Annotated in this window: 19 protein-coding genes, 1 tRNA gene and 1 riboswitch; of the genes, 8 read left to right on the forward strand and 12 right to left on the reverse strand. The window is 74.3% G+C overall.

Features of this window, described 5'->3' with window-relative positions:
* Nucleotides 1-78 precede the first annotated feature (78 nt).
* The 3 genes from B6R96_RS02395 to B6R96_RS02405 are packed head-to-tail and all read right to left on the reverse strand — an operon-like array spanning nt 79 to nt 1,814.
* Entirely contained in the window at nt 79-894 is an 816-nt protein-coding gene (locus tag B6R96_RS02395) for a sugar phosphate isomerase/epimerase family protein (RefSeq protein WP_081521381.1), read from the reverse strand.
* On the reverse strand, nt 891-1,301 hold the full coding sequence (locus B6R96_RS02400; RefSeq protein WP_107475445.1) for a helix-turn-helix domain-containing protein: 411 nt from the start codon (nt 1,299-1,301) through the stop codon (nt 891-893). The genes B6R96_RS02395 and B6R96_RS02400 overlap by 4 nt, the downstream gene beginning before the upstream one ends.
* A gap of 57 nt (nt 1,302-1,358) precedes the next feature.
* Nucleotides 1,359-1,814, reverse strand: coding sequence for a hypothetical protein (locus B6R96_RS02405; protein WP_081521382.1), 456 nt, complete (start codon nt 1,812-1,814; stop codon nt 1,359-1,361).
* Between the two features lie 86 nt (nt 1,815-1,900).
* On the opposite strand from B6R96_RS02405, the gene B6R96_RS02410 reads away from it, so the two are divergent.
* Nucleotides 1,901-3,544: a N,N-dimethylformamidase beta subunit family domain-containing protein gene (locus B6R96_RS02410; RefSeq protein WP_237291289.1), complete on the forward strand. Its 1,644-nt coding sequence runs from the start codon at nt 1,901-1,903 to the stop codon at nt 3,542-3,544.
* A gap of 143 nt (nt 3,545-3,687) precedes the next feature.
* Nucleotides 3,688-4,086: a VOC family protein gene (locus tag B6R96_RS02415; RefSeq protein WP_081521383.1), complete on the forward strand. Its 399-nt coding sequence runs from the start codon at nt 3,688-3,690 to the stop codon at nt 4,084-4,086.
* A gap of 5 nt (nt 4,087-4,091) precedes the next feature.
* Here B6R96_RS02415 and B6R96_RS02420 read toward each other — a convergent pair whose 3' ends face one another.
* The 5 genes from B6R96_RS02420 to B6R96_RS02440 form a co-directional block, all read right to left on the reverse strand.
* Complete coding sequence (locus B6R96_RS02420) at nt 4,092-5,423, reverse strand: hypothetical protein (protein WP_081521384.1); 1,332 nt, start codon at nt 5,421-5,423, stop codon at nt 4,092-4,094.
* 156 nt (nt 5,424-5,579) lie between these two features.
* Nucleotides 5,580-6,407: an ABC transporter ATP-binding protein gene (locus tag B6R96_RS02425; protein ID WP_081521385.1), complete on the reverse strand. Its 828-nt coding sequence runs from the start codon at nt 6,405-6,407 to the stop codon at nt 5,580-5,582.
* Nucleotides 6,404-7,432 (reverse strand): FecCD family ABC transporter permease, encoded by a 1,029-nt coding sequence (locus tag B6R96_RS02430; RefSeq protein ID WP_079407296.1) that lies wholly within the window; start codon nt 7,430-7,432, stop codon nt 6,404-6,406. Before B6R96_RS02430 ends, B6R96_RS02425 begins: the two co-directional genes overlap by 4 nt.
* Entirely contained in the window at nt 7,429-8,430 is a 1,002-nt protein-coding gene (locus B6R96_RS02435; protein ID WP_203351583.1) for an ABC transporter substrate-binding protein, read from the reverse strand. The genes B6R96_RS02430 and B6R96_RS02435 overlap by 4 nt, the downstream gene beginning before the upstream one ends.
* Nucleotides 8,431-8,475: 45 nt before the next feature.
* A riboswitch (cobalamin riboswitch) is annotated at nt 8,476-8,616 on the reverse strand.
* A gap of 132 nt (nt 8,617-8,748) precedes the next feature.
* A tRNA-Trp gene (locus tag B6R96_RS02440) sits at nt 8,749-8,822 on the reverse strand.
* 86 nt (nt 8,823-8,908) lie between these two features.
* On the opposite strand from B6R96_RS02440, the gene B6R96_RS02445 reads away from it, so the two are divergent.
* From B6R96_RS02445 to B6R96_RS02460, 4 genes are all read left to right on the forward strand, one after another.
* Complete coding sequence (locus tag B6R96_RS02445; protein ID WP_081521386.1) at nt 8,909-9,259, forward strand: hypothetical protein; 351 nt, start codon at nt 8,909-8,911, stop codon at nt 9,257-9,259.
* 51 nt (nt 9,260-9,310) lie between these two features.
* The gene (locus B6R96_RS02450; RefSeq protein ID WP_159396262.1) at nt 9,311-9,745 is read left to right on the forward strand and encodes a DUF5959 family protein; all 435 of its coding nucleotides are present in this window, start codon (nt 9,311-9,313) and stop codon (nt 9,743-9,745) included.
* A gap of 67 nt (nt 9,746-9,812) precedes the next feature.
* Nucleotides 9,813-10,316: a hypothetical protein gene (locus B6R96_RS02455; RefSeq protein WP_159396263.1), complete on the forward strand. Its 504-nt coding sequence runs from the start codon at nt 9,813-9,815 to the stop codon at nt 10,314-10,316.
* A gap of 108 nt (nt 10,317-10,424) precedes the next feature.
* Nucleotides 10,425-11,750: a glycoside hydrolase family 18 protein gene (locus tag B6R96_RS02460; RefSeq protein ID WP_081521389.1), complete on the forward strand. Its 1,326-nt coding sequence runs from the start codon at nt 10,425-10,427 to the stop codon at nt 11,748-11,750.
* A gap of 336 nt (nt 11,751-12,086) precedes the next feature.
* On the opposite strand, the gene B6R96_RS02465 is transcribed toward B6R96_RS02460, so the two are convergent.
* Both B6R96_RS02465 and B6R96_RS02470 read right to left on the reverse strand, forming a co-directional pair.
* Entirely contained in the window at nt 12,087-13,067 is a 981-nt protein-coding gene (locus B6R96_RS02465) for a sugar kinase (RefSeq protein WP_081521390.1), read from the reverse strand.
* Nucleotides 13,068-13,069: 2 nt separating this feature from the next.
* Nucleotides 13,070-13,717, reverse strand: a complete 648-nt coding sequence (locus B6R96_RS02470) for a bifunctional 4-hydroxy-2-oxoglutarate aldolase/2-dehydro-3-deoxy-phosphogluconate aldolase (RefSeq protein WP_107475446.1) — start codon at nt 13,715-13,717, stop codon at nt 13,070-13,072.
* A gap of 187 nt (nt 13,718-13,904) precedes the next feature.
* Between B6R96_RS02470 and B6R96_RS02475 the strand changes: the two genes are divergently transcribed.
* Both B6R96_RS02475 and B6R96_RS02480 read left to right on the forward strand, forming a co-directional pair.
* Nucleotides 13,905-14,696 carry an IclR family transcriptional regulator gene (locus tag B6R96_RS02475; protein ID WP_159396264.1) on the forward strand — a complete coding sequence of 264 codons (792 nt, stop codon included), beginning with the start codon at nt 13,905-13,907 and terminating at the stop codon, nt 14,694-14,696.
* Between the two features lie 126 nt (nt 14,697-14,822).
* Nucleotides 14,823-16,457 carry a sigma-70 family RNA polymerase sigma factor gene (locus B6R96_RS02480; RefSeq protein WP_081521392.1) on the forward strand — a complete coding sequence of 545 codons (1,635 nt, stop codon included), beginning with the start codon at nt 14,823-14,825 and terminating at the stop codon, nt 16,455-16,457.
* A gap of 36 nt (nt 16,458-16,493) precedes the next feature.
* Here B6R96_RS02480 and B6R96_RS02485 read toward each other — a convergent pair whose 3' ends face one another.
* On the reverse strand, nt 16,494-16,976 hold the full coding sequence (locus B6R96_RS02485; protein ID WP_250647431.1) for a hypothetical protein: 483 nt from the start codon (nt 16,974-16,976) through the stop codon (nt 16,494-16,496).
* 13 nt (nt 16,977-16,989) lie between these two features.
* Nucleotides 16,990-17,286 (reverse strand): class I SAM-dependent methyltransferase, encoded by a 297-nt coding sequence (locus tag B6R96_RS38485; protein WP_250647432.1) that lies wholly within the window; start codon nt 17,284-17,286, stop codon nt 16,990-16,992.
* Nucleotides 17,287-17,291: the final 5 nt, after the last annotated feature.

Consider the following 17,291-nt stretch of genomic DNA (forward strand, 5'->3'; position numbering starts at 1 on the left):
GTCGTGACGGCGCGCAGCACGAGCGCCGTCCGGTGTGCGAACGTGCCGGATCCGTCAGCCTGCCCGGACGGGGAGTTCTTACGCCTGCCCGTGCCCCCGGGCGCCGCGCGGCCGGTCCGCAGCCAGTCCGTGCAGGTACGCGCGGCCCCGTGCGAGGAGTCCGGGCAGCTCGGCGGCGGCGGGGTACCAGCGCTTTTCGTACTCCCAGCAGAGCCAGCCGTCCCGCGGTACCGCGGAGACCGCCTCGGGCAGGGGCAGTACTCCGGCGCCGAGCGCGACGGGGGTGAGGTCCCGCGCCGACCGGACGTCCTTCACCTGTACGTAGCCCAGGTGCGCGGCGAGGGCCCGGCACGAGGCGGCCGGCGGCTCACCGCCGAGCCAGGTGTGCAGCACGTCCCACAGGGCGCCGGCGCCCGGATGCCCGACCCCGCCGAGCACCCGGGCGACCGCGGCGCCGGTGCGGTGCGAGTCGTGGGTCTCGAGCAGGATCCGCACCCCGTGGCGCTCGGCGAACGGCGCGGCGGCCAGCAGCCGGCGCACGGCCCGGGCGTCGTCGTCGGGCCCGGGCGGGTCACCGCCTCCGGGGAAGGCGCGTACGTAGGGGGCCGCCAGGTCGGCGGCGAGCCGGACCAGGGCGCGCAGTTCGGCGAGGACCGGCGCGTCCGGGCCCGGGGCGGCCACCCGGGCGTAGCCCGCGACGGCGAGGACGGCGACCCCCGAGGCGGCGAGGGTCCGCAGCGCGGCGGCGCGCTCGGCGGCCGGGGTGGCCGTGTGCAGGGGTTCCTCGGGGTGGGCGCGCAGTTCGAGGCCGTGGAAGCCGTGGTGCGCCGCCAGGGCGGCCGCGCGGTCGAGCGGGGTGCCGGGCAGGCCGAGCGTGGAGAAGGCGTACTTCACGGAGGTTCCTCGCGACGGGCGGACCAGGCCTCGTAGTCGTACTTCATTCCGATCCCGAGGGTGCCTTGGGTCGGGAGGATCCCGGCGGCGACGATGTCGAGGACGGGCGGCAGCAGGAGCTCCGCGAGCCGGTCCGCTTCCTGCGGGGTCAGCGCCGACCACGGGTCCGAGGCGAGTTCGTCGGTGAGCTTCTCGACCTCGGTGCGCAGGGCCAGGGCAGGGCCGCGTTGGCGGCGGCGAGGGGGCGTCCGCCGGTGGTGACGCTCCCCCGCGCCCACCGGGCCGAGCGGCGCGGCCCGGTGGGCGAAGTACACCGGCCACCGGTCGTCGGTGGCGTACCCGAGCGCGCCGGCTTCCTCGTGGGCCTCGGGCGCGAAATAGACGACGGCGTGGACCGGTTCGAGCAGCTGTAGGTCATCCCGCGTTCCCCCGAAGTCGGTCGTCCCGGCCCAACAGCGGGCAGACTAGTCGCGGATGCGGCCGGCGAGCCAGGGGGTGAGGGAGGGGCCGTCGATGCGTTCCTTGTACGTCTCGTCACCGGGCAGGGGCACGACGAGCGAGTAGCCGGGCGGGAAGAACCGTCCCTTGACGAAGGCCAGTCGGCCGTAGACGGACGTCAGGAACGGCGGGACGGCGTCGCGGGGGACGTCCAGGAACTCCACGCCGTCCACGGTGATGTGCGCGTCGTCCTCGGGGAAGAGGCGCACGGTGACCGCCGGGCTGCCGCCCAGTTCGACGAACGCCTCGTGCGGCAGCGATCCGTCGGGGTCGACGACGGTGAACACGGGCGCGGAGGTCCTGCGCGAGGTCCGGTCGGCGCCGATGTCGTCGGTGACGGTCATGGGCAGGCGGTGCTCGGCCGCGATGGCCCGGATCGCGGCGACGGCCGACTCGGTGGTCGGCAGGGGTGCGTGCGTCATGATCCGGATCATGCCGGACCGGGGGTCGGATCGCAGCGACCAGGCCGGTGGAAGCTCGGGCCCAAGCGTCACATAACGTGCCCTCCATGGATCAGAAGTACATGGCCGGGGCCGCCGCGGACGGCGAAGGCGCAGGCAGGCGGCGGTTCCTCGCGATCGCGACGGGGGCGGCCACGGCTGCGGGGCTCGGGGCCGTGGGCGGGTGCGCGAACGGCGACGGCGACGCCGACGGCAGCGGCGGATCCGGCTCGGGTCCCGGGTCGAAGTCGGAGTCCGCCGCGCAGGGCGGGAAGCCGCCGGCCGCAGGGGCGCACGGCTTCGATGTCAAGGCCGAGAACGCCCGCCCGGGCAACGCCGACTGGCCGGTGGCCAAGGCCGGCCCGGCGCGGGCGATCGAGGGGTTCGCGGACCGGGTCAGCGTGCTGCCCGGCGAGTCCTTCGGGCTGCACGTGTCGACGACCGCGCCGCGGTTCACCGTCTCCGCCTACCGGATGGGCTGGTACGGCGGCGCCCGCGCGCGGCTGGTGTGGCGTTCCGAGGCCCTGCCCGGGGCCCGCCAGCCGGAGCACTCGGTGGAGGCCGGGACCCGGATGGTCCGCACGCGGTGGACCCGTACCGCCACGGTCGAGACGAAGGACTGGCCGGAAGGCTGCTACCTGCTGCGGCTGGACGCGCAGGGCGGTGAGGGCCAGCGCTTCGTACCGCTCACCGTCCGCTCGGCGACGACCGCCGGACGGACGGTCGTGGTCAACGCCGTGGCCACCTGGCAGGCGTACAACCGCTGGGGCGGCTACGGCAGCTACGACGGCCCGGGCGGCGGCTTCGCCTCCCGCTCCCTCGCCGTGAGCTTCGACCGGCCGTACGAGTACGACGACGGCGCGGGCCTGTTCCTGGTGTACGAGGCCCCGCTGGTGGCGCTGGCCGAGCGGCTCGGCATACCCCTCGCGTACGCGACCACCACGGACGTCGCGCGGGAGAAGCGGCTGCTGGAAGGGGCCGCCGCGGTGCTCTCCCTCGGGCACGACGAGTACTGGTCGCCGGAGCAGCGGGAGCGTTTCACGGCCGCCCGTGACGCCGGTACCAACATCGCGATCCTGGGCGCGAACTGCTGCTTCCGCCGGATCCGGCTGGAGGCCTCCGACCTGGGGCCGGACCGCACGCTGGTCTGCTACAAGTCCTCCTACCAGCAGGATCCGGGCTTCAAGCGGGGCCATCCGGCAACGGTGGACTTCCGCTCGGCGCCCGGCGCCGACCCGGAGAGCTCGCTGCTCGGCGTGATCTACGACGGCTATCCGGTGGACGCCCCGTACGTGGTCACCAACCCGGGGCACTGGCTCTTCGAGGGGACCGGCGCGAAGGCGGGCGACCGCTTCGAGCACTTGGTCGGCGTCGAGTACGACAAGGTCAACACCGGTTTCCCGACGCCGCGGCCGATCGAGATCCTGGCCCACTCCCCCGTGGTGTGCGAGGGCCGGCCCAGCCACCAGGACACGGCCTACTACACGGTGCCGAGCGGGGCGGGGGTGTTCGCGACCGGGACGATGCGGTGGGTGGAGGCGCTGGACGCAACCGGGGACGGGCGGAGCGGACGCAACCACGGTCTGGACGCGCGGTCGGGTGCACTGACCACGCGGGTCACCGAGAACCTCCTGCGGGTGTTCGCGGCGGGCCCGGCCGGCCGGACGCACCCGGCGCAGGACAACGTCAAGACGGTGTACGGGAGTTCATGAGGCGGCCGGGCTCCGGTGCGGGGCGACGGAGGTGGACTTCGCCCGAGCGGGGTGTCTAGGATCGTGATCACGGCATCGCGTGTCGGTCACCGTCCGGGTGAGGCATGGAGGCGCCGTGACGTGCCTTTCGGAGGCATTCACTCATGTCAGTCCAGCTGAACCACACGATCGTCCACTCCCATAACAACCGGGAATCCGCCACCTTCCTGGCCCACATCCTCGACCTCGAGGTCGGGGCCGAGTGGGGCCCCTTCATCCCCGTCGGCACCGCGAACGGCGTCACCCTGGACTTCGCGACGATCCCGGCCGAGTCCATCACCGTGCAGCACTACGCGTTCCTCCTCTCCGAGGAGGAGTTCGACGTGGCGTTCGAGAAGATCCGGTCGGCCGGGGTCCCGTACTTCGCCGACCCGCACGGCAGGCACCCCGGCGAGATCAACCACAACGACGGGGGCCGCGGAGTCTACTTCACCGACCCCAGCGGCCACGGGATGGAGATCATCACCCGTCCGTACGGCTACCAGGAACCGGGCGCCGCGTAGGCCTGTCACGGCCCGGTGGCCGTCATCCTTTCCATGACGGCCACCGGGAGCGCCGGGTTCCGCGCCGCGGCTTCCGCCGTCGCCTCGTCGCCTAGCAGCGCGACGAGAACGGGAACGGGCAGCCGTGGGTGCCGCGCCGCCATCGCCCGTACGGCGCTGTCCGGGTCGTCGAGCATCCGTACCGCCAAGGCCGCCGACAGCCTCGGGTCGGTGGCGGCGCGCAGCCGGACCTCCGCGTCCTCGTCCGTGCCGAAGCGCTCCACCAGCGCGGGTGTCGAGTCCGGGTCGTCGAGTGCCAGTTGCCGCAGCCGGGGGTGCGGGTCGTCCGCGTGGCGGAGCAGGTCACGCCGCGGGAAGTTCGGGTGCCCGTAGGGCCGGTCGGGGCTGGAGTAGCTCCCGTCCCACCACTGCCACACCTCCACCAGCATCTCCGCCGGGGCGTCGTCGCAGTTCTCGGCGAGGAAGAGCCGTACGACCCGGTCCTCGTCCCGGGCCAGCCGTTCCACTACGTCCGGCGGCAGCCGCCGGGCGGTCGCGACGCTGCTGCGCAGCAGCAGGTGCGCGGAGGCCGCGAGGCGGCGCACGGCCCGCTCGTCCTCGTGCAGCGCCACCACCCATGCGACGGGCCGTCGCATCGCCCGTGGGTCGATGTCCACGCGCACGGCGGCCCGCTGCTCCTCCGTCAGTTCCGGGCGGGTGGACACGGCGAGGCGTACGCCGTGGTCCGGGTCGGCGGCGAGTACGTCGACCAGGTCGGGGTCGAGGTAGGGGTTGCGGGCCAGGTTCCGGCGCAGCCAGGGGTCCGGGTCCGTGCACAGCCGCCGGGCGAGGTCCCGGTCCAGGCGGTGGCTCTCGACGAGTGGGCCCCTGCCCGGCAGGGCGTCGAGGAAGGCGGCCGTGAGCGGTACCTCCTCGTGCCGGGCGAGGGTGACGGCAGCCCGCACGGCGGGGGCGGGGTCGGCCGCCGTACGGGCCCGGGTCGCGTCGTCGAGGTGGCGCCAGCCGGCCTCGCAGGCCGCGGCCCGCACTTGCGGGAGCGGATCCGCCAACAGGGCGAGGCGCAGCGGAAGGGGCAGTTCGGGCATCCGGGCCAGCTCCTGGCGCACCGGGCCGAAGGGGTCCGCGGCGAGCCTGCCGTACGCCTCCTGCGTCAGCCCGGTCCGGTTCTCGCCCGCGGCCTGGAGCAGCAGCTGGCGCCGGGCGCCGCCGGCTTCGCCGAGCACCAGCCGCGACCACTGGGCGGCGGACAGCAGCCGGGACGCGGGCCATTCGGCGAGCCGGCCGCGCACCCGCCGGTCCGGGTGGCCGACCGCGGCGTCGACGACGGCGGGTGGCACGTCGCGGCGGGCCAGGACGTGGGGGCCAGGTCCAGGTCCAGCAGCCGGATCAGCAGCTGGTCGGGGAGGGCGGCGTTGAAGCAGAGCCCCTGGAGCCGGGCACGGCGCAGCCGTGGCTCCGCCTGCGGGCCCCGGTCCTGCTCCCACCGGCGGCTGTCATCCCACGTGCGTACGTCTGTCCCCATCCAAGGGAAGGTAGACGATGTGCGCAGCGCCGGTGTCCGGGTGGACCTCGATGCGGGTCCGTACGCCGTACACCTCGGCCAGCAGTTCCTCGGTGAGCACCTCGCGCGGCGGGCCCGAGGCGGCGACCCGGCCGCCCGACAGGACGTACAGCCGGTCGCAGTAGGCGGCGGCGAGGTTGAGGTCGTGCAGGACGAGCAGGGCGGTGGCGGGCCGGGCGCGGACCAGGGCCAGGATCTCCAGCTGGTGGCGGATGTCGAGGTGGTTGGTCGGCTCGTCGAGGGCCAGCAGGCCCGGGTCCTGGACGAGGGCGCGGGCCACCAGGGCGCGCTGGCGTTCGCCGCCGGAGAGCTCGTCGAAGCGGCGGGCGGCGAAGCGGCCGGCGTCGACGGTCTCCAGGGCCTCGGCGACGCGCCGGGCGTCGCCCGGTCCGTCCTGTTCCCAGAACCGTTTGTGCGGGCTGCGCCCCATCGCGACGACCTCGCGGACGGTCAGCCCGAGGGTGCCGCTCGCGTCCTGCGGTACGACCGCGACGCGCCGGGCCCGCTCCTTGACGGTGAGCCCCTGCGCGTCCGCGCCGTCCAGCCGGATCCGGCCCGCGGTGGGGCGCAGGGCGCCGTACACGCAGCGCAGCAGGGTCGTCTTGCCGCTGCCGTTGGGGCCGACCACGCCCACGGTCTCGCCGGGACGGGCGGTGAGGTCGATCCCGTGCAGCAGCGTGTGCCCGTCGATCTCGTAGCGCACCCCCTCGACGGCGAGTTCCACCGCAGGCGCCGGCGCCGCTTCGTGCGTCCCGGTCATCCGGTGATCCCCTCGGTGCGGGTGGAGCGGCGCAGCATCCACAGGAAGAACGGCCCGCCGACGAGGGCGGTGACCACGCCGACGGGTATCTCCGCGGGCGCGGCGGCGGTACGGGCGACCAGGTCGGCCAGGACCAGGAACACCGCCCCGCCCAGCGCGGCCACGGGCAGCAGGGCCCGGTGCCCGGCGCCGACGACCATCCGTGCGGCGTGCGGAACCATCAGCCCGACGAAGCCGATCGCCCCGCTGTAGGCGACGAGCACGCCGATGACGAGCGAGGTGAGGACGAAGGCGGCGGCGCGGAAGCGCGCGGTGTCCAGGCCGAGGGTGCGCGCCCCTTCCTCTCCGGCCAGCAGCAGGTCGAGCGGCCGGGCGAGGGCGATGAGCAGGCCGGTGCCGAGGAGCAGTGCGCCGGCGGGCAGGGCCAGTTCGTCCCAGCGGGCCCCGCCGAGGCCGCCGAGGGTCCAGAAGAGGACGGAGCGGATCTGGTCGGGGTGCGCGGAGAGTACGAGGACGAGGCTGGTGAGGGCGGACAGGACGTACTGCACGGCGACGCCGGCGAGGGTGAGCCGTCCGGTGGTCATGGTGCCGCCGCGCCGGGCCATCGCGTAGACGGCGACGAGTGCGGCCATGGAGCCGGCGAAGGCGGCGAGCGGCAGGCCCATGCCGAAGGCGAGGGCCCCCGTACCGAAGACGATCACGAGGACGGCTCCGGCCGAGGCGCCGGAGGACGCGCCGAGCAGGAAGGGGTCGGCGAGCTCGTTGCGTACGAGGGCCTGCAGCACGGTGCCCGCGACCGCGAGCCCGGCGCCGACGACGGCCCCGAGGAGGACGCGCGGCAGCCGGACGTCCCAGATGATGGCGGCGAAGGCGCCGGGGCGCCGCTCCCCCGAGAGGCCGCCGAGGACGATGTCGAACACGCGCTCGGGCGCGATCCGTACCGCCCCCAGGGCCAGGCCGGCCACCGCGGAGGCGACGAGCGCGGCGGCCAGGACGAGGAGGACGGCGGCGGTGCGCAGCCTCACGGGGCGGCGGGGTGGAGCTGGCTGCCCAGGGACTCGACGGCGTCGGCGACGCGCACGCCGAGGACGGCCGAGGAGAGCGGCAGCACCACGAACCGCCGGTTCTTGACGGCGGGGACGTCGGCGAGGGCCGGGTCGTTCAACAGGCGCTGCTTCTTGGCCTCGACGGTGGTGCCGCCGTAGTCGTAGATGAGGACGACCTCGGGCCGGCGCTCGATGACCTGCTCCCACGACACGTCGCCGAAGGTGTCCTTGAGGTCGGCGAAGACGTTGGTGCCGCCGGCGAGCGAGACGATCTCGTTGCCGATGCCGTTGCCGCCGGAGGTCGCGGCGGAGGCCTCGCCGGAGTCGTAGACGAAGACGGCCGGCCGGGGCCGGTCCCCCACCCGGGCGGTCACGGCGTCGATGCGGCGCTGCTCCTCCTCGACGAGCCTCGCGCCGCGCTCCGGCACGCCGAAGGTCCGCGCGACCTCGGTGATCTCGGTCTTCAGCTGGTCGAGGCCGACCTTGCCCTCGGTGCAGTACTCCACGTTGAGCCGGGAGTTGATGCCGGACGTGGCGAGTCCCTCGCGGTCGCGGCCCTGTCCCTTGTCGAAGGCGCTGGCGTACCCGCCGTAGACGAAGTCGGGGTCCGCGCCGAGCAGGACCTCCTTGGAGGGGTACTCCTTGGCCAGCACCTTGATCTTGTCGTAGGCGGGCCGGTACACGGGGAGCACGGCGTCGTCGAGGTAGGCGGACCCGGCGATCCGGTCGCCCAGCCCGAGGGCCAGCAGCAGCTCGGTGGCGTGCTGGTTCATGGTGACCGCGCGCTGCGGCGGAGCCTGGAAGGTGCTGCTCACACCGCAGTTGGTGAGCGTGTACGGGAACCCGGGCGCGGCGGCGGAGTCCCCCGCGGCCTTGTCCTCCCCCGCCCCGGGGGAGCCGGCACAGGCGGCCAGGGGTATCAGGAGTGCGACGGGCAGGAGCGCGCGCAGGGCGGCGGCGCGGGAACGCGACAGCATGACGGGGCCTCTCCGGGGGATCCGCGTCCCCTGGTCGACGTGAAACTGCGGGAGAGGCGGTGCGTCAGTGTCTGACTCCCGGCCCTTCCCCGCGGGGGACGACCGGTCACAGTGGCGGGACCGCACCGGAATCGCACCGGTTTCCTGTCCTGCACCGCCTGGGTGACGCGCCCAGTCTGCCAGAAACCACCAGGCCACCGGCTCCGAGGCCTGATGCTTGATGCTTGATGCCCGGCGCCCGGACGGTGGACGCGGCGAAGCCCGGGTGGGAGAAAGGCTCCCACCCGGGCTTGGCCGGAACTGCTGTTCAACACGGTGCAGGGGCGGCAGGACTCGAACCTGCGACCATCGGTTTTGGAGACCGGTGCTCTGGCCAGCTGAGCTACGCCCCTTCGGTGGACCAACGATGACATGCCGGTCCCCCGGAGCTCCACTGATTAACTGTCACCCCTGTCATTCCTGTGCGGAGGGGGTCGGTATGACCTTGGTCGTCGAACTGCGGCGCGGGGGCTCGCCCTCCCGGTCCGGGCGCAGGCCGGGGGCGCGTCCGGCTGCGGGGACGCTCGAGCGGATCGTCTTCGACGACGACGCGTTCTGGGCGGCCGTCGAAGGACTGGGCCGCCACCGGGTGCCCACCCTGGCCGACGTCGATCCGTACGGTGACACCCGGCTCCGCGGAGAGGCGGTGGAGCGGATGGTGCGGGAACTCGCAGGTGCCGATCTGGCGCGGCTGCGAAGCCGCGACCGGGAAGCCATGACGACACTGCTGGCCTGGGGGCGGCGCTGCGCTGCGGACGAGCGTCTGCGGATCGGCTTCTCCGGCGACTAGGGCGTCTCTTTCGGCAGGGGGACATGATGGGGGGACGTAGGGGTGGATCTGATGCGGCTGGTTGCCGGGGACAGCGGTGTCCGGTTGCGGGTGCTGGGGCGGCATCGGCCCGGGAGGAGCGCCTACCACGATCATCTCGACGCCGAGGTCGTCGTCACCAGCGGCTTCGCCAACGGGCGGCTGCGGCTGCGGCTTTCGCCCGAGGACCTGGACGACTGGGGCGCGGCGCTCGGCGAACTCGGCGCCGGCCGCGACGTCCGGTGGCTGCGCGGCAACGAGATCCGCGTCGAGGTCGACCGCCGGTTCTCGGTGCCCGTGCCGGTCGTCACGATCACCGACGAGGCGGCGTCCGCCTCGTCGGTCCGCGTTTGGCTGGACGTGGGCGACGGCTGGGTCGAGGAGCTGCGCCGGCGGTACCTCCGGGTCCGCGAGACATGGCCGAACGAGGTCGTGGTGGGGCCGCGCCCCAGGAGCTACTGGCAGTGAAGGGTGGCGGGAGCCCGGGGCGCGGAGGATCGTGGGCAGGGGGACCCGTGGAGCGGGAGGTTCCGTCATGCGCCGAAGCCGACGACTCCTCGTGGCGCTCGCACTCCTCGCCCCCACCCTGCTGGGCTTCGCGCCGGGCGGCTCCGGCGAGACGATCTCCCTCGCCGGGAGCGAGCCCGGCGCACGTCTCGACGTCACGTTGACGCAGGTGGTCGACCCCGCGACCCCCGCCGGACCGGACAACCCCACGGGCCCGGACGACCCCGACGGCCCCGACCGGCTCGTCGCGACCCGCTTCCGCCTGGAGAACACCGGCACCGCCGTCTACCGGGACTCCCCCGCACCGGCCACACACCTGCTGGACGCCGACGGCCGGCGGTTCACCGGGATCGACCTGCCCACCACGGCCGGACCCGCCTTCCCCGCCGCCGTCACGCTCGACCCCGGCGCCACGGCGGAGGGCTTCGTCACCTTCCGGATCCCCGCCGACGCCGAACCCGCCGCGGTCCAGTTCGCCCTCGACGCCGGTCTGGCCGACGACGTCGGCCAGTGGAGCCTGCCGCTCCCGTGACGGGTGAGTTTCGGCCGCCCCCTTGACCACTCTGGTCCAGACCAATAGTTTCCGGCATGCACAGCGCACGCGCACACGCCCCGCTCCCCGCATCCGCAAAGGAAGCCCATGCGCCGCAGCATGCTCGGCAGGCTGGCCGTCGCCGCCTGCTCCCTCTCCCTGCTGACCGCCTTCGCGCCCGCCGCCGCCGCACAGGCCGACGGCGGCCACGACCGTCCGTACAAGAAGGTCGGCTACTTCACCCAATGGGGTGTCTACGGACGGGACTTCCAGGTCCAGGACCTGGAGGCGAACGGCTCCGCCGGAAAGCTCACCCACATCAACTACGCCTTCGGCAACGTCAGTCCGCAGGGCAAGTGCTTCACCGGCAACGTGCCCGGCGAAGCCGACGCCTGGGCCGACTACGTGCGCCCGCTCGACGCCGCCAACTCCGTCGACGGGGTGGCCGACACCGGCGAGCAGCCGCTCGCCGGCAACTTCAACCAGCTGCGCGAGCTCAAGGCCAAGCACCCCGGGCTCAAGGTGCTGATCTCGCTGGGCGGCTGGAGCTGGTCCACCCACTTCTCGGACGCCGCGCTCACCCCGGCCTCCCGCAAGGCCTTCGTCGAGTCCTGCATCGACCTCTACATCAAGGGCAACCTTCCCCAGGACGGCGCCCGTGGCGGAGCCGGGGCGGCCGCCGGTGTCTTCGACGGGATCGACCTCGACTGGGAGTGGCCCGGTTCGGCGGGTGACACCGACACGAAGTACCGGCCCGAGGACAAGCAGAACTTCACGGCGCTCGTCAAGGAGTTCCGCACGCAGCTCGACGCGTACGCGCGGAGCCAGAAGAAGAAGACCGCGTACGAGCTGACCGCCTTCGTCCCGACGGCCCCGGCCAAGATCGACGCGGGCTTCGACGTCCGGCGGATCATGCGCGACCTCGACTTCGTGACTCTCCAGGGCTACGACTTCCACGTCTCCGGCGAACCGAGGACCGCCCAGCAGTCCGCGCTCCGCGCCCGGGGCGACTTCAGCGTCGACGGGACGGTGGACGCCTGGCTACGGCGCGGCGCGCCCGCGAAGAAGCTGGTGATGGGCATGCCCTTCTACGGCCAGGGCTGGACCGGCGTCAGCGGCGGCGGGGACGGCATGGGCCAGCCGGCCACGGGCCCGGCGCCGGCCACCTGGTCCGCCGGGTACGAGGACTACAAGGCGCTGAAGAAGCTGGCCGACTCGGGCACGTACACGATCCACCGGGACCGGCGCGGCGGCCATGCCTGGCTCTTCGACGGCACCACCCTGTGGACGTACGACGACCCGCAGGTGCTGCGCACCAAGACCGGGTACATCCGCGAACACGGCCTCGGCGGTGCGATGTTCTGGTCGCTCGACGCGGACACCTCCGACGGCGAGTTGATGACGGCCGTCGACCGGGGCCTGCGCGGCCGCTGACCCCGGCCGCCTCCGACCGGCGCCGCCGGGCCGCGGAAAACCATCCGGCCCGGCGGCGCCTCTCCACCTACGCTCCACCGCATGAGGAACGCGACGGTACGGGCGGTCAACCGCCTCACGACACGCTGGGCCGCGCAGGCCCCTGCCTCGACCCCGGGCACGGTCCTGGCCACGGCCGGGGTGTGGCCGCTGCTCGCCGACACTGCCCCGGACCCGGTACCGGGCGCGCCGGGCCGAGGTGTGCTTCGACCGGCCGTTCGGGTTCCTGATCGTCCACCGGACCTCGCGGCTGGTACTGGCGGCGGGGTGGGTCGCCGAGCCCGAGACCGAGGCCCCCTAAAGGGTGTTGGGGCGGTGGGCGGCGGCCAGGGCCGCCGTCTCCTCGAAGGCGGGTATCCGCCCGGTGCCGCCGCGGCCGGACACCGAGAGGGAGGCGGCGGCCATGCCGTGGGCCACGGCGTCCACGAGGGGGTCGCCGAGGGCCAGCCGGGCGGTGGTGGTTCCGGTGAAGCAGTCGCCCGCACCGGTCGCGTCCACCGGATCGGGATTGACGGGCACGGGGAGGTACACGGCCCCCGTGCCGTCGTCCAGCAGCAGCCGGTCGGCGCCCGCGGTGACCGCGACCGTACGGGCGCCGAGCGCGCGGCAGCGGGCGGCGGCGACGCGCGGGTCGGCGGTGTCCACGAGGGCCCGTGCGTCGGCCGGGCAGGAGGCCTTGAGGAGCCCGGTCAGCGGCGCGATCCGGGCCAGCAGCTGCCGGGCGGCGGCCGGACCGGTCAGCCGGGCGCGGAAGTTGGGGTCGTACGTCACATGTCCGCCCGCCCCGTGCACGAGGCGGGCCGCGGCCAGTACGGCCTCGCGGCTGCTCGGCGACAGGGCGCCGGTGATACCGCTGGTGACGAGTGCTCCGCAGCCGGTCAGCAGCTCCCGCCAGGAGGCGATGTGACCGGGTCCCAGGGTGGATCCGGCGCTGTGCGTGCGCCAGTAGACGAACTCCCGGCCGCCGTCGGTGTCGGCGGAGAGCAGATAGGCGCCGTTGGGGTGCGGGGCGCGGCGGACGTGGGAGACGTCCACGCCGAGCTCGGCGGTCCGGCGCAGCAGCGGGATGCTGAGCTCGTCGTCGCCGACCACGGCGAGCAGGGCGGTCCGGGCGCCTGCGGCGGCCGCGGCGGCTGCCGCGTTGAGGGCGTCCCCGGAGTAGGAGATACGGGCCGGGGTGCCGTCGGCGGCCTCGTGCAGGGCGGTGCCCGCGTGGATCTCGACCAGCACCTCGCCGAGGACGAGGACGTCGTAGTGGGGGGCGGTTCGCCGGGGCACGGTCAGCGCTCCGCGGCGGCGCCGCGGGGCGCGCGGTCCGGGGCGGCGTGGTGGCGCGTACGGCACGTGGCGGCCACCGGCGCGAAGACGGCGGCCAGTTCGGCGGGGTCGGAGGGCAGCCCGCCTCCGATGCCGACGGCGGTGGCGCCGGCGGCGAGCCACTCGGGCACCTCGGCCAGACGGATTCCGCCGGTCGGGATGATCACCGCCTCGGGCAGGACGGCCCGCAGGGAGCGGAGGAACCCGGGGCCGCCCACGTGGGCCGGGAACACCTTGGCGGCTCCGGCGGCGCGGACGGCGGCGGCGATCTCGCCCGGGGTGAACCCGCCCTCGATGAAGACGGCTTCGCGGCGTACGGCGACGGCACGGACCTCGGGGGCCGGGTACGGGGAGATCAGGAAGGCGGCGCCGGCGTCCAGGGCGGTCTCGGCCTGGGCGGTGGTGGTGACGGTGCCGACGCCGATGAGGGCGGGACGGCCGTGGACGTCGCCGAGCGGGGCGGTGCGGGCGACGGCCGCGGCCCAACCGGGGGTGGAGGTGGTGAGTTCGACCGCGCGGCAGCCAGCGGCGAGGAGGGCGGTGGTGCGGCGGACGGCCCCGTCGGCCTCGGTGTCGCGCAGCACGGGCAGCACGCGCTGTTCGGCGAGCACCGCGTACAGATGGCGGGGAAGATGACCGGACGGACGATCGGCCGGACGATCGGACGGGCGATTGGACGGCTGCTCGGACGGCTGCTCGGGCAACGGACCCTCCCCTTTGTTCCACGTAGTGGAACGGCGTACCGTATGACGGAACCATGTGGTCTAGACCCTACCCATGTCAGGAGTGCCGGTGTCAATGGACGGAACGGCGGCGGACGGACCTTCGGCGCGCACCGGGCGGACCTCCGCGGCCGGTTCCGCCCTGGAGAAGTCCCTGCGCGTCCTGGAGGCGGTGGCCGCTCCCGGTGGACCGCACCGGCTGGCCGATCTGACGGCGGCGGCCGCAGTGCCCAAGTCGAGCACGTTCCGCATCCTGGCCTCGCTGGTCGACCAGGGCTTCGTGCGCCAGGAGGCCGACAGCCGGTACGGCGTGGGACCGCGGCTGCGCGGGCTGTCCGCCCTGGTCGGCGCCGGGGAACCGGCGAGCATCGGGCGCATCCTGGGCGAACTGCGGCGGGCCACCGGCCAGACGGTCCATCTCGCCCTGCACAGCGGGCAGACCATCACCTGCATCCGCAAGCTGGAGGGTGGCGAGGACCAGCCCTTCCGTACCGCGTCCCGCGTCGGCATGCGCATGCCGCTGCACACGACCGCGATCGGCAAGAGCGTACTGGCCCACCTGCCCGCCGAGGAGGTACGGGAGCTGATCGGTGCCACGGGCCTGCCGCGCCGGACCCCGCACACGCTCACCACCGCGGGAGCCCTGTACACCCAACTGGCGGCGGTCCGCAGCCGGGGCTTCGCCGTGGACGATGAGGAGAACGAGCCCACCATCCGCTGCATCGGTGCGCCGGTGCTCGGGCCGACGGGCCGGCCGGTGGGCGGGGTCAGCGTCACCACCGTCACGTTCCTGGTCTCCCGCGAGGAGATCGAGGCGTACGCACCGGCCGTGCGCGCGGCCGCGGAGGCCCTGGCCCCGCTGTTGTGACCCCCGAATGGAGGTCCGAAACAGGTCTTCGGGAAAATTCTTCCGGATAACTGTTATCGACACCCCGGTCGCAGGTCTCCCAGGTATCGGGCATCATCGACCGCCGGTACGGACAGGGAACATCACATGACTACTCAGCACACCGCAGCGCTCGTGGCAGCGGCCCGCGCGGGCGACCCCCGCGCGCAGGACGAGCTCGTCGGCGCCCATCTCCCGCTCGTCTACAACATCGTCGGCCGGGCCCTGGGCGGGTCGTGCGACGTGGACGACGTGGTGCAGGACACGATGCTGCGGGCGCTCGACGGGCTGGGCGGCCTGCGGGTGGACGAGAGCTTCCGGTCCTGGCTGGTCGCGATCGCGATGAACCGGGTGCGGGCGCACTGGCAGGCCCGGCAGAGCGGTTCCGGCGAGAGCACGCTGGAGGCGGCGAGCGACATCGCCGACCCGGGTGCCGACTTCGTCGACCTGACCGTCGCCCGCCTCAACCTCTCCGGCCAGCGGCGCGAGACGGCCCGGGCGACCCGCTGGCTGGAGCCCGAGGACCGGGCGCTGCTGTCGCTGTGGTGGCTGGAGTGCGCCGGGGAGCTGACCCGGGCGGAGGTGGCCGGCGCACTGGAACTGTCCCCGCAGCACACGGCGGTCCGGGTGCAGCGGATGAAGGCACAGCTGGAGTCGGCGCGCGTGGTGGAACGTGCCCTGGACACCCATCCGGCGTGCCAGGAGCTGCGGACCGTCATGGCGGGCTGGGACGGGCAGCCCTCGGCGCTGTGGCGCAAGCGAATAGCCCGGCACGCCCGTGAGTGCGTACGCTGCTCCGGCCTGTGGAGCGGACTGGTTCCGGCGGAGGGACTGCTGGCCGGTCTGGCCCTGGTGCCGGTCTCGGCGGCCCTGCTGGCAGGGTTCAAGGCGGCCGGGACGGCCGGCTTCGCCGCCGAGAACGCCGCTTTCGCCGACGGCTTCGACCCGGGCTTCGCCGACGCGGGCTTCGCCGACGCGGCGACCCAGCTCACTCCGGTCGCCCACACCGGAGCAGGTGGCCGCGGCGTGCTGCGCAAGCGCCGCCAGAGCCGACGCCGGGTGGTCGGCGGTGCGGTGCTCGCCGCCTGCGTCGCGGGCGGCGGGCTCGTGTACCTCGGCGGGCTGCCCGGTTCGGGCGACACGAAGGAGGGCGCCGCCGCGCCCGCCACCCCGCTGGCCGCGCTCTCGGCGACGGAATCCGCCGGGCTGCCCTCGGAGTCGGCCTCGCCCTCCGCGTCCGCTTCGCCCTCCCCGTCGGCGTCCGCCTCCCCGAGCCCGTCGGTGAGCCCGAGCCCGACGCAGTCCAAGAGCAAGTCCCCGAGCCCGAAGGCCTCCGCGGCCAAGCCCGCGCCCGCCCCGCCGTCGGGCGTGGCCGGCCAGGTCGTGGCCCTGGTCAACAGCGAGCGGGCGGCGGCCGGCTGCGGCCCCCTCAAGGAGGACCCGCAGCTGCGCACGGCCGCGCAGGGCCACTCCGACGACATGGCGGCCCGCAACTTCTTCGATCACACCAGCCCCGACGGCAAGGACCCGGGCGACCGGACCACCGCGGCCGGGTACCGCTGGTCGACGTACGGGGAGAACATCGCGCGGGGCCAGCAGACGGCCCAGTCGGTCATGGACTCCTGGATGAAGAGCCCGGGCCACCGCGCGAACATCCTCAACTGCTCCTTCAAGGACATCGGGGTGGGCATCCACCAGGGCTCGGGCGGCCCTTGGTGGACGCAGAACTTCGGCGCGCGGTAGGAGGCGCGGGGCGGTCCCGGCCGGTACGCACGTGGGTCACGGGCGCCGGCCCCGGACTGCCCAGGCGCGGGCGGAGAGGGTGACCGAGCCGTCCGGGCCGGTGGGGAGGAGAGCCTCGAGCCGCGTGCGCAGCCGGTCCCGGGCGGCCGGGGCGAGGGTGGCGACGTAGCCGGGAGCCGGTCCCTGGCCGGAGAGGAAGGGCTCCCACAGGTCCGCGAAACCGGCGAAGACGGTGGGCACCTCGATCGGGTTGACGATCACGTCGACGAGCCCCGCCCCGGTCCAGAGGGCGTGCAGCGGATCGGGGCGGCACTGCGCGAACCGACGGCCCTCGTGCAGTGCGCGGGCCGCCGGATCGAGCTCGGCCGCGGCGTCCCAGAAGCGGCGCAGGAAGGCCATGCCCTCGGGGTAGTCCCACACGTACGCGGCGACCACCCCGCCCGGGCGGACCACCCGGACGGCCTCGGCCGTCGCCCGCGCCGGTTCGAGGAAGTTGAGGGCCAGCCCGCTGACGACCACGTCGAACGCCGCGTCACCGACCGGCAGCGCAGGCGTCGGCCACGGCGAAGCCGGCAGGCGCCGGGGCGCCGGCCCGGGCCGCGCGCACGAAGCCGGGGGACCGGTCCAGCCCCAGCACGACGCTGGGCCGGCAGCGGGCGGCCACCACGGCGGTCAGCGCTCCCGTGCCGCAGCCCACGTCCAGCCACCGCAGGCTTCCCCGGGCGGCGAGCCGCGCCGCGAACACCTCGGCGACCCGACGGCTCCAGCGCCCCATGTACCGCTCGTAGGCGTCCCCCTCCCCCCATACCTCGGACGGGTCCTCCACCATGCCGG

It is taken from the genome of Streptomyces sp. Sge12, assembly GCF_002080455.1.
Lineage (GTDB): Bacteria > Actinomycetota > Actinomycetes > Streptomycetales > Streptomycetaceae > Streptomyces.

What these genes read in the sequence shown, in the direction of transcription:
- B6R96_RS02480 (WP_081521392.1), top strand. Translation starts at nt 14,823, where the DNA reads ATGACTACTCAGCACACCGCAGCGCTCGTGGCAGCGGCCCGCGCGGGC.
- B6R96_RS38485 (WP_250647432.1), bottom strand. Translation starts at nt 17,286, where the DNA reads ATGGTGGAGGACCCGTCCGAGGTATGGGGGGAGGGGGACGCCTACGAG.
- B6R96_RS02425 (WP_081521385.1), bottom strand. Translation starts at nt 6,407, where the DNA reads ATGACCGGGACGCACGAAGCGGCGCCGGCGCCTGCGGTGGAACTCGCC.
- B6R96_RS02415 (WP_081521383.1), top strand. Translation starts at nt 3,688, where the DNA reads ATGTCAGTCCAGCTGAACCACACGATCGTCCACTCCCATAACAACCGG.
- B6R96_RS02445 (WP_081521386.1), top strand. Translation starts at nt 8,909, where the DNA reads ATGACCTTGGTCGTCGAACTGCGGCGCGGGGGCTCGCCCTCCCGGTCC.
- B6R96_RS02460 (WP_081521389.1), top strand. Translation starts at nt 10,425, where the DNA reads ATGCGCCGCAGCATGCTCGGCAGGCTGGCCGTCGCCGCCTGCTCCCTC.
- B6R96_RS02450 (WP_159396262.1), top strand. Translation starts at nt 9,311, where the DNA reads ATGCGGCTGGTTGCCGGGGACAGCGGTGTCCGGTTGCGGGTGCTGGGG.
- B6R96_RS02455 (WP_159396263.1), top strand. Translation starts at nt 9,813, where the DNA reads ATGCGCCGAAGCCGACGACTCCTCGTGGCGCTCGCACTCCTCGCCCCC.
- B6R96_RS02405 (WP_081521382.1), bottom strand. Translation starts at nt 1,814, where the DNA reads ATGACGCACGCACCCCTGCCGACCACCGAGTCGGCCGTCGCCGCGATC.
- B6R96_RS02435 (WP_203351583.1), bottom strand. Translation starts at nt 8,430, where the DNA reads ATGCTGTCGCGTTCCCGCGCCGCCGCCCTGCGCGCGCTCCTGCCCGTC.
- B6R96_RS02410 (WP_237291289.1), top strand. Translation starts at nt 1,901, where the DNA reads ATGGATCAGAAGTACATGGCCGGGGCCGCCGCGGACGGCGAAGGCGCA.
- B6R96_RS02475 (WP_159396264.1), top strand. Translation starts at nt 13,905, where the DNA reads ATGGACGGAACGGCGGCGGACGGACCTTCGGCGCGCACCGGGCGGACC.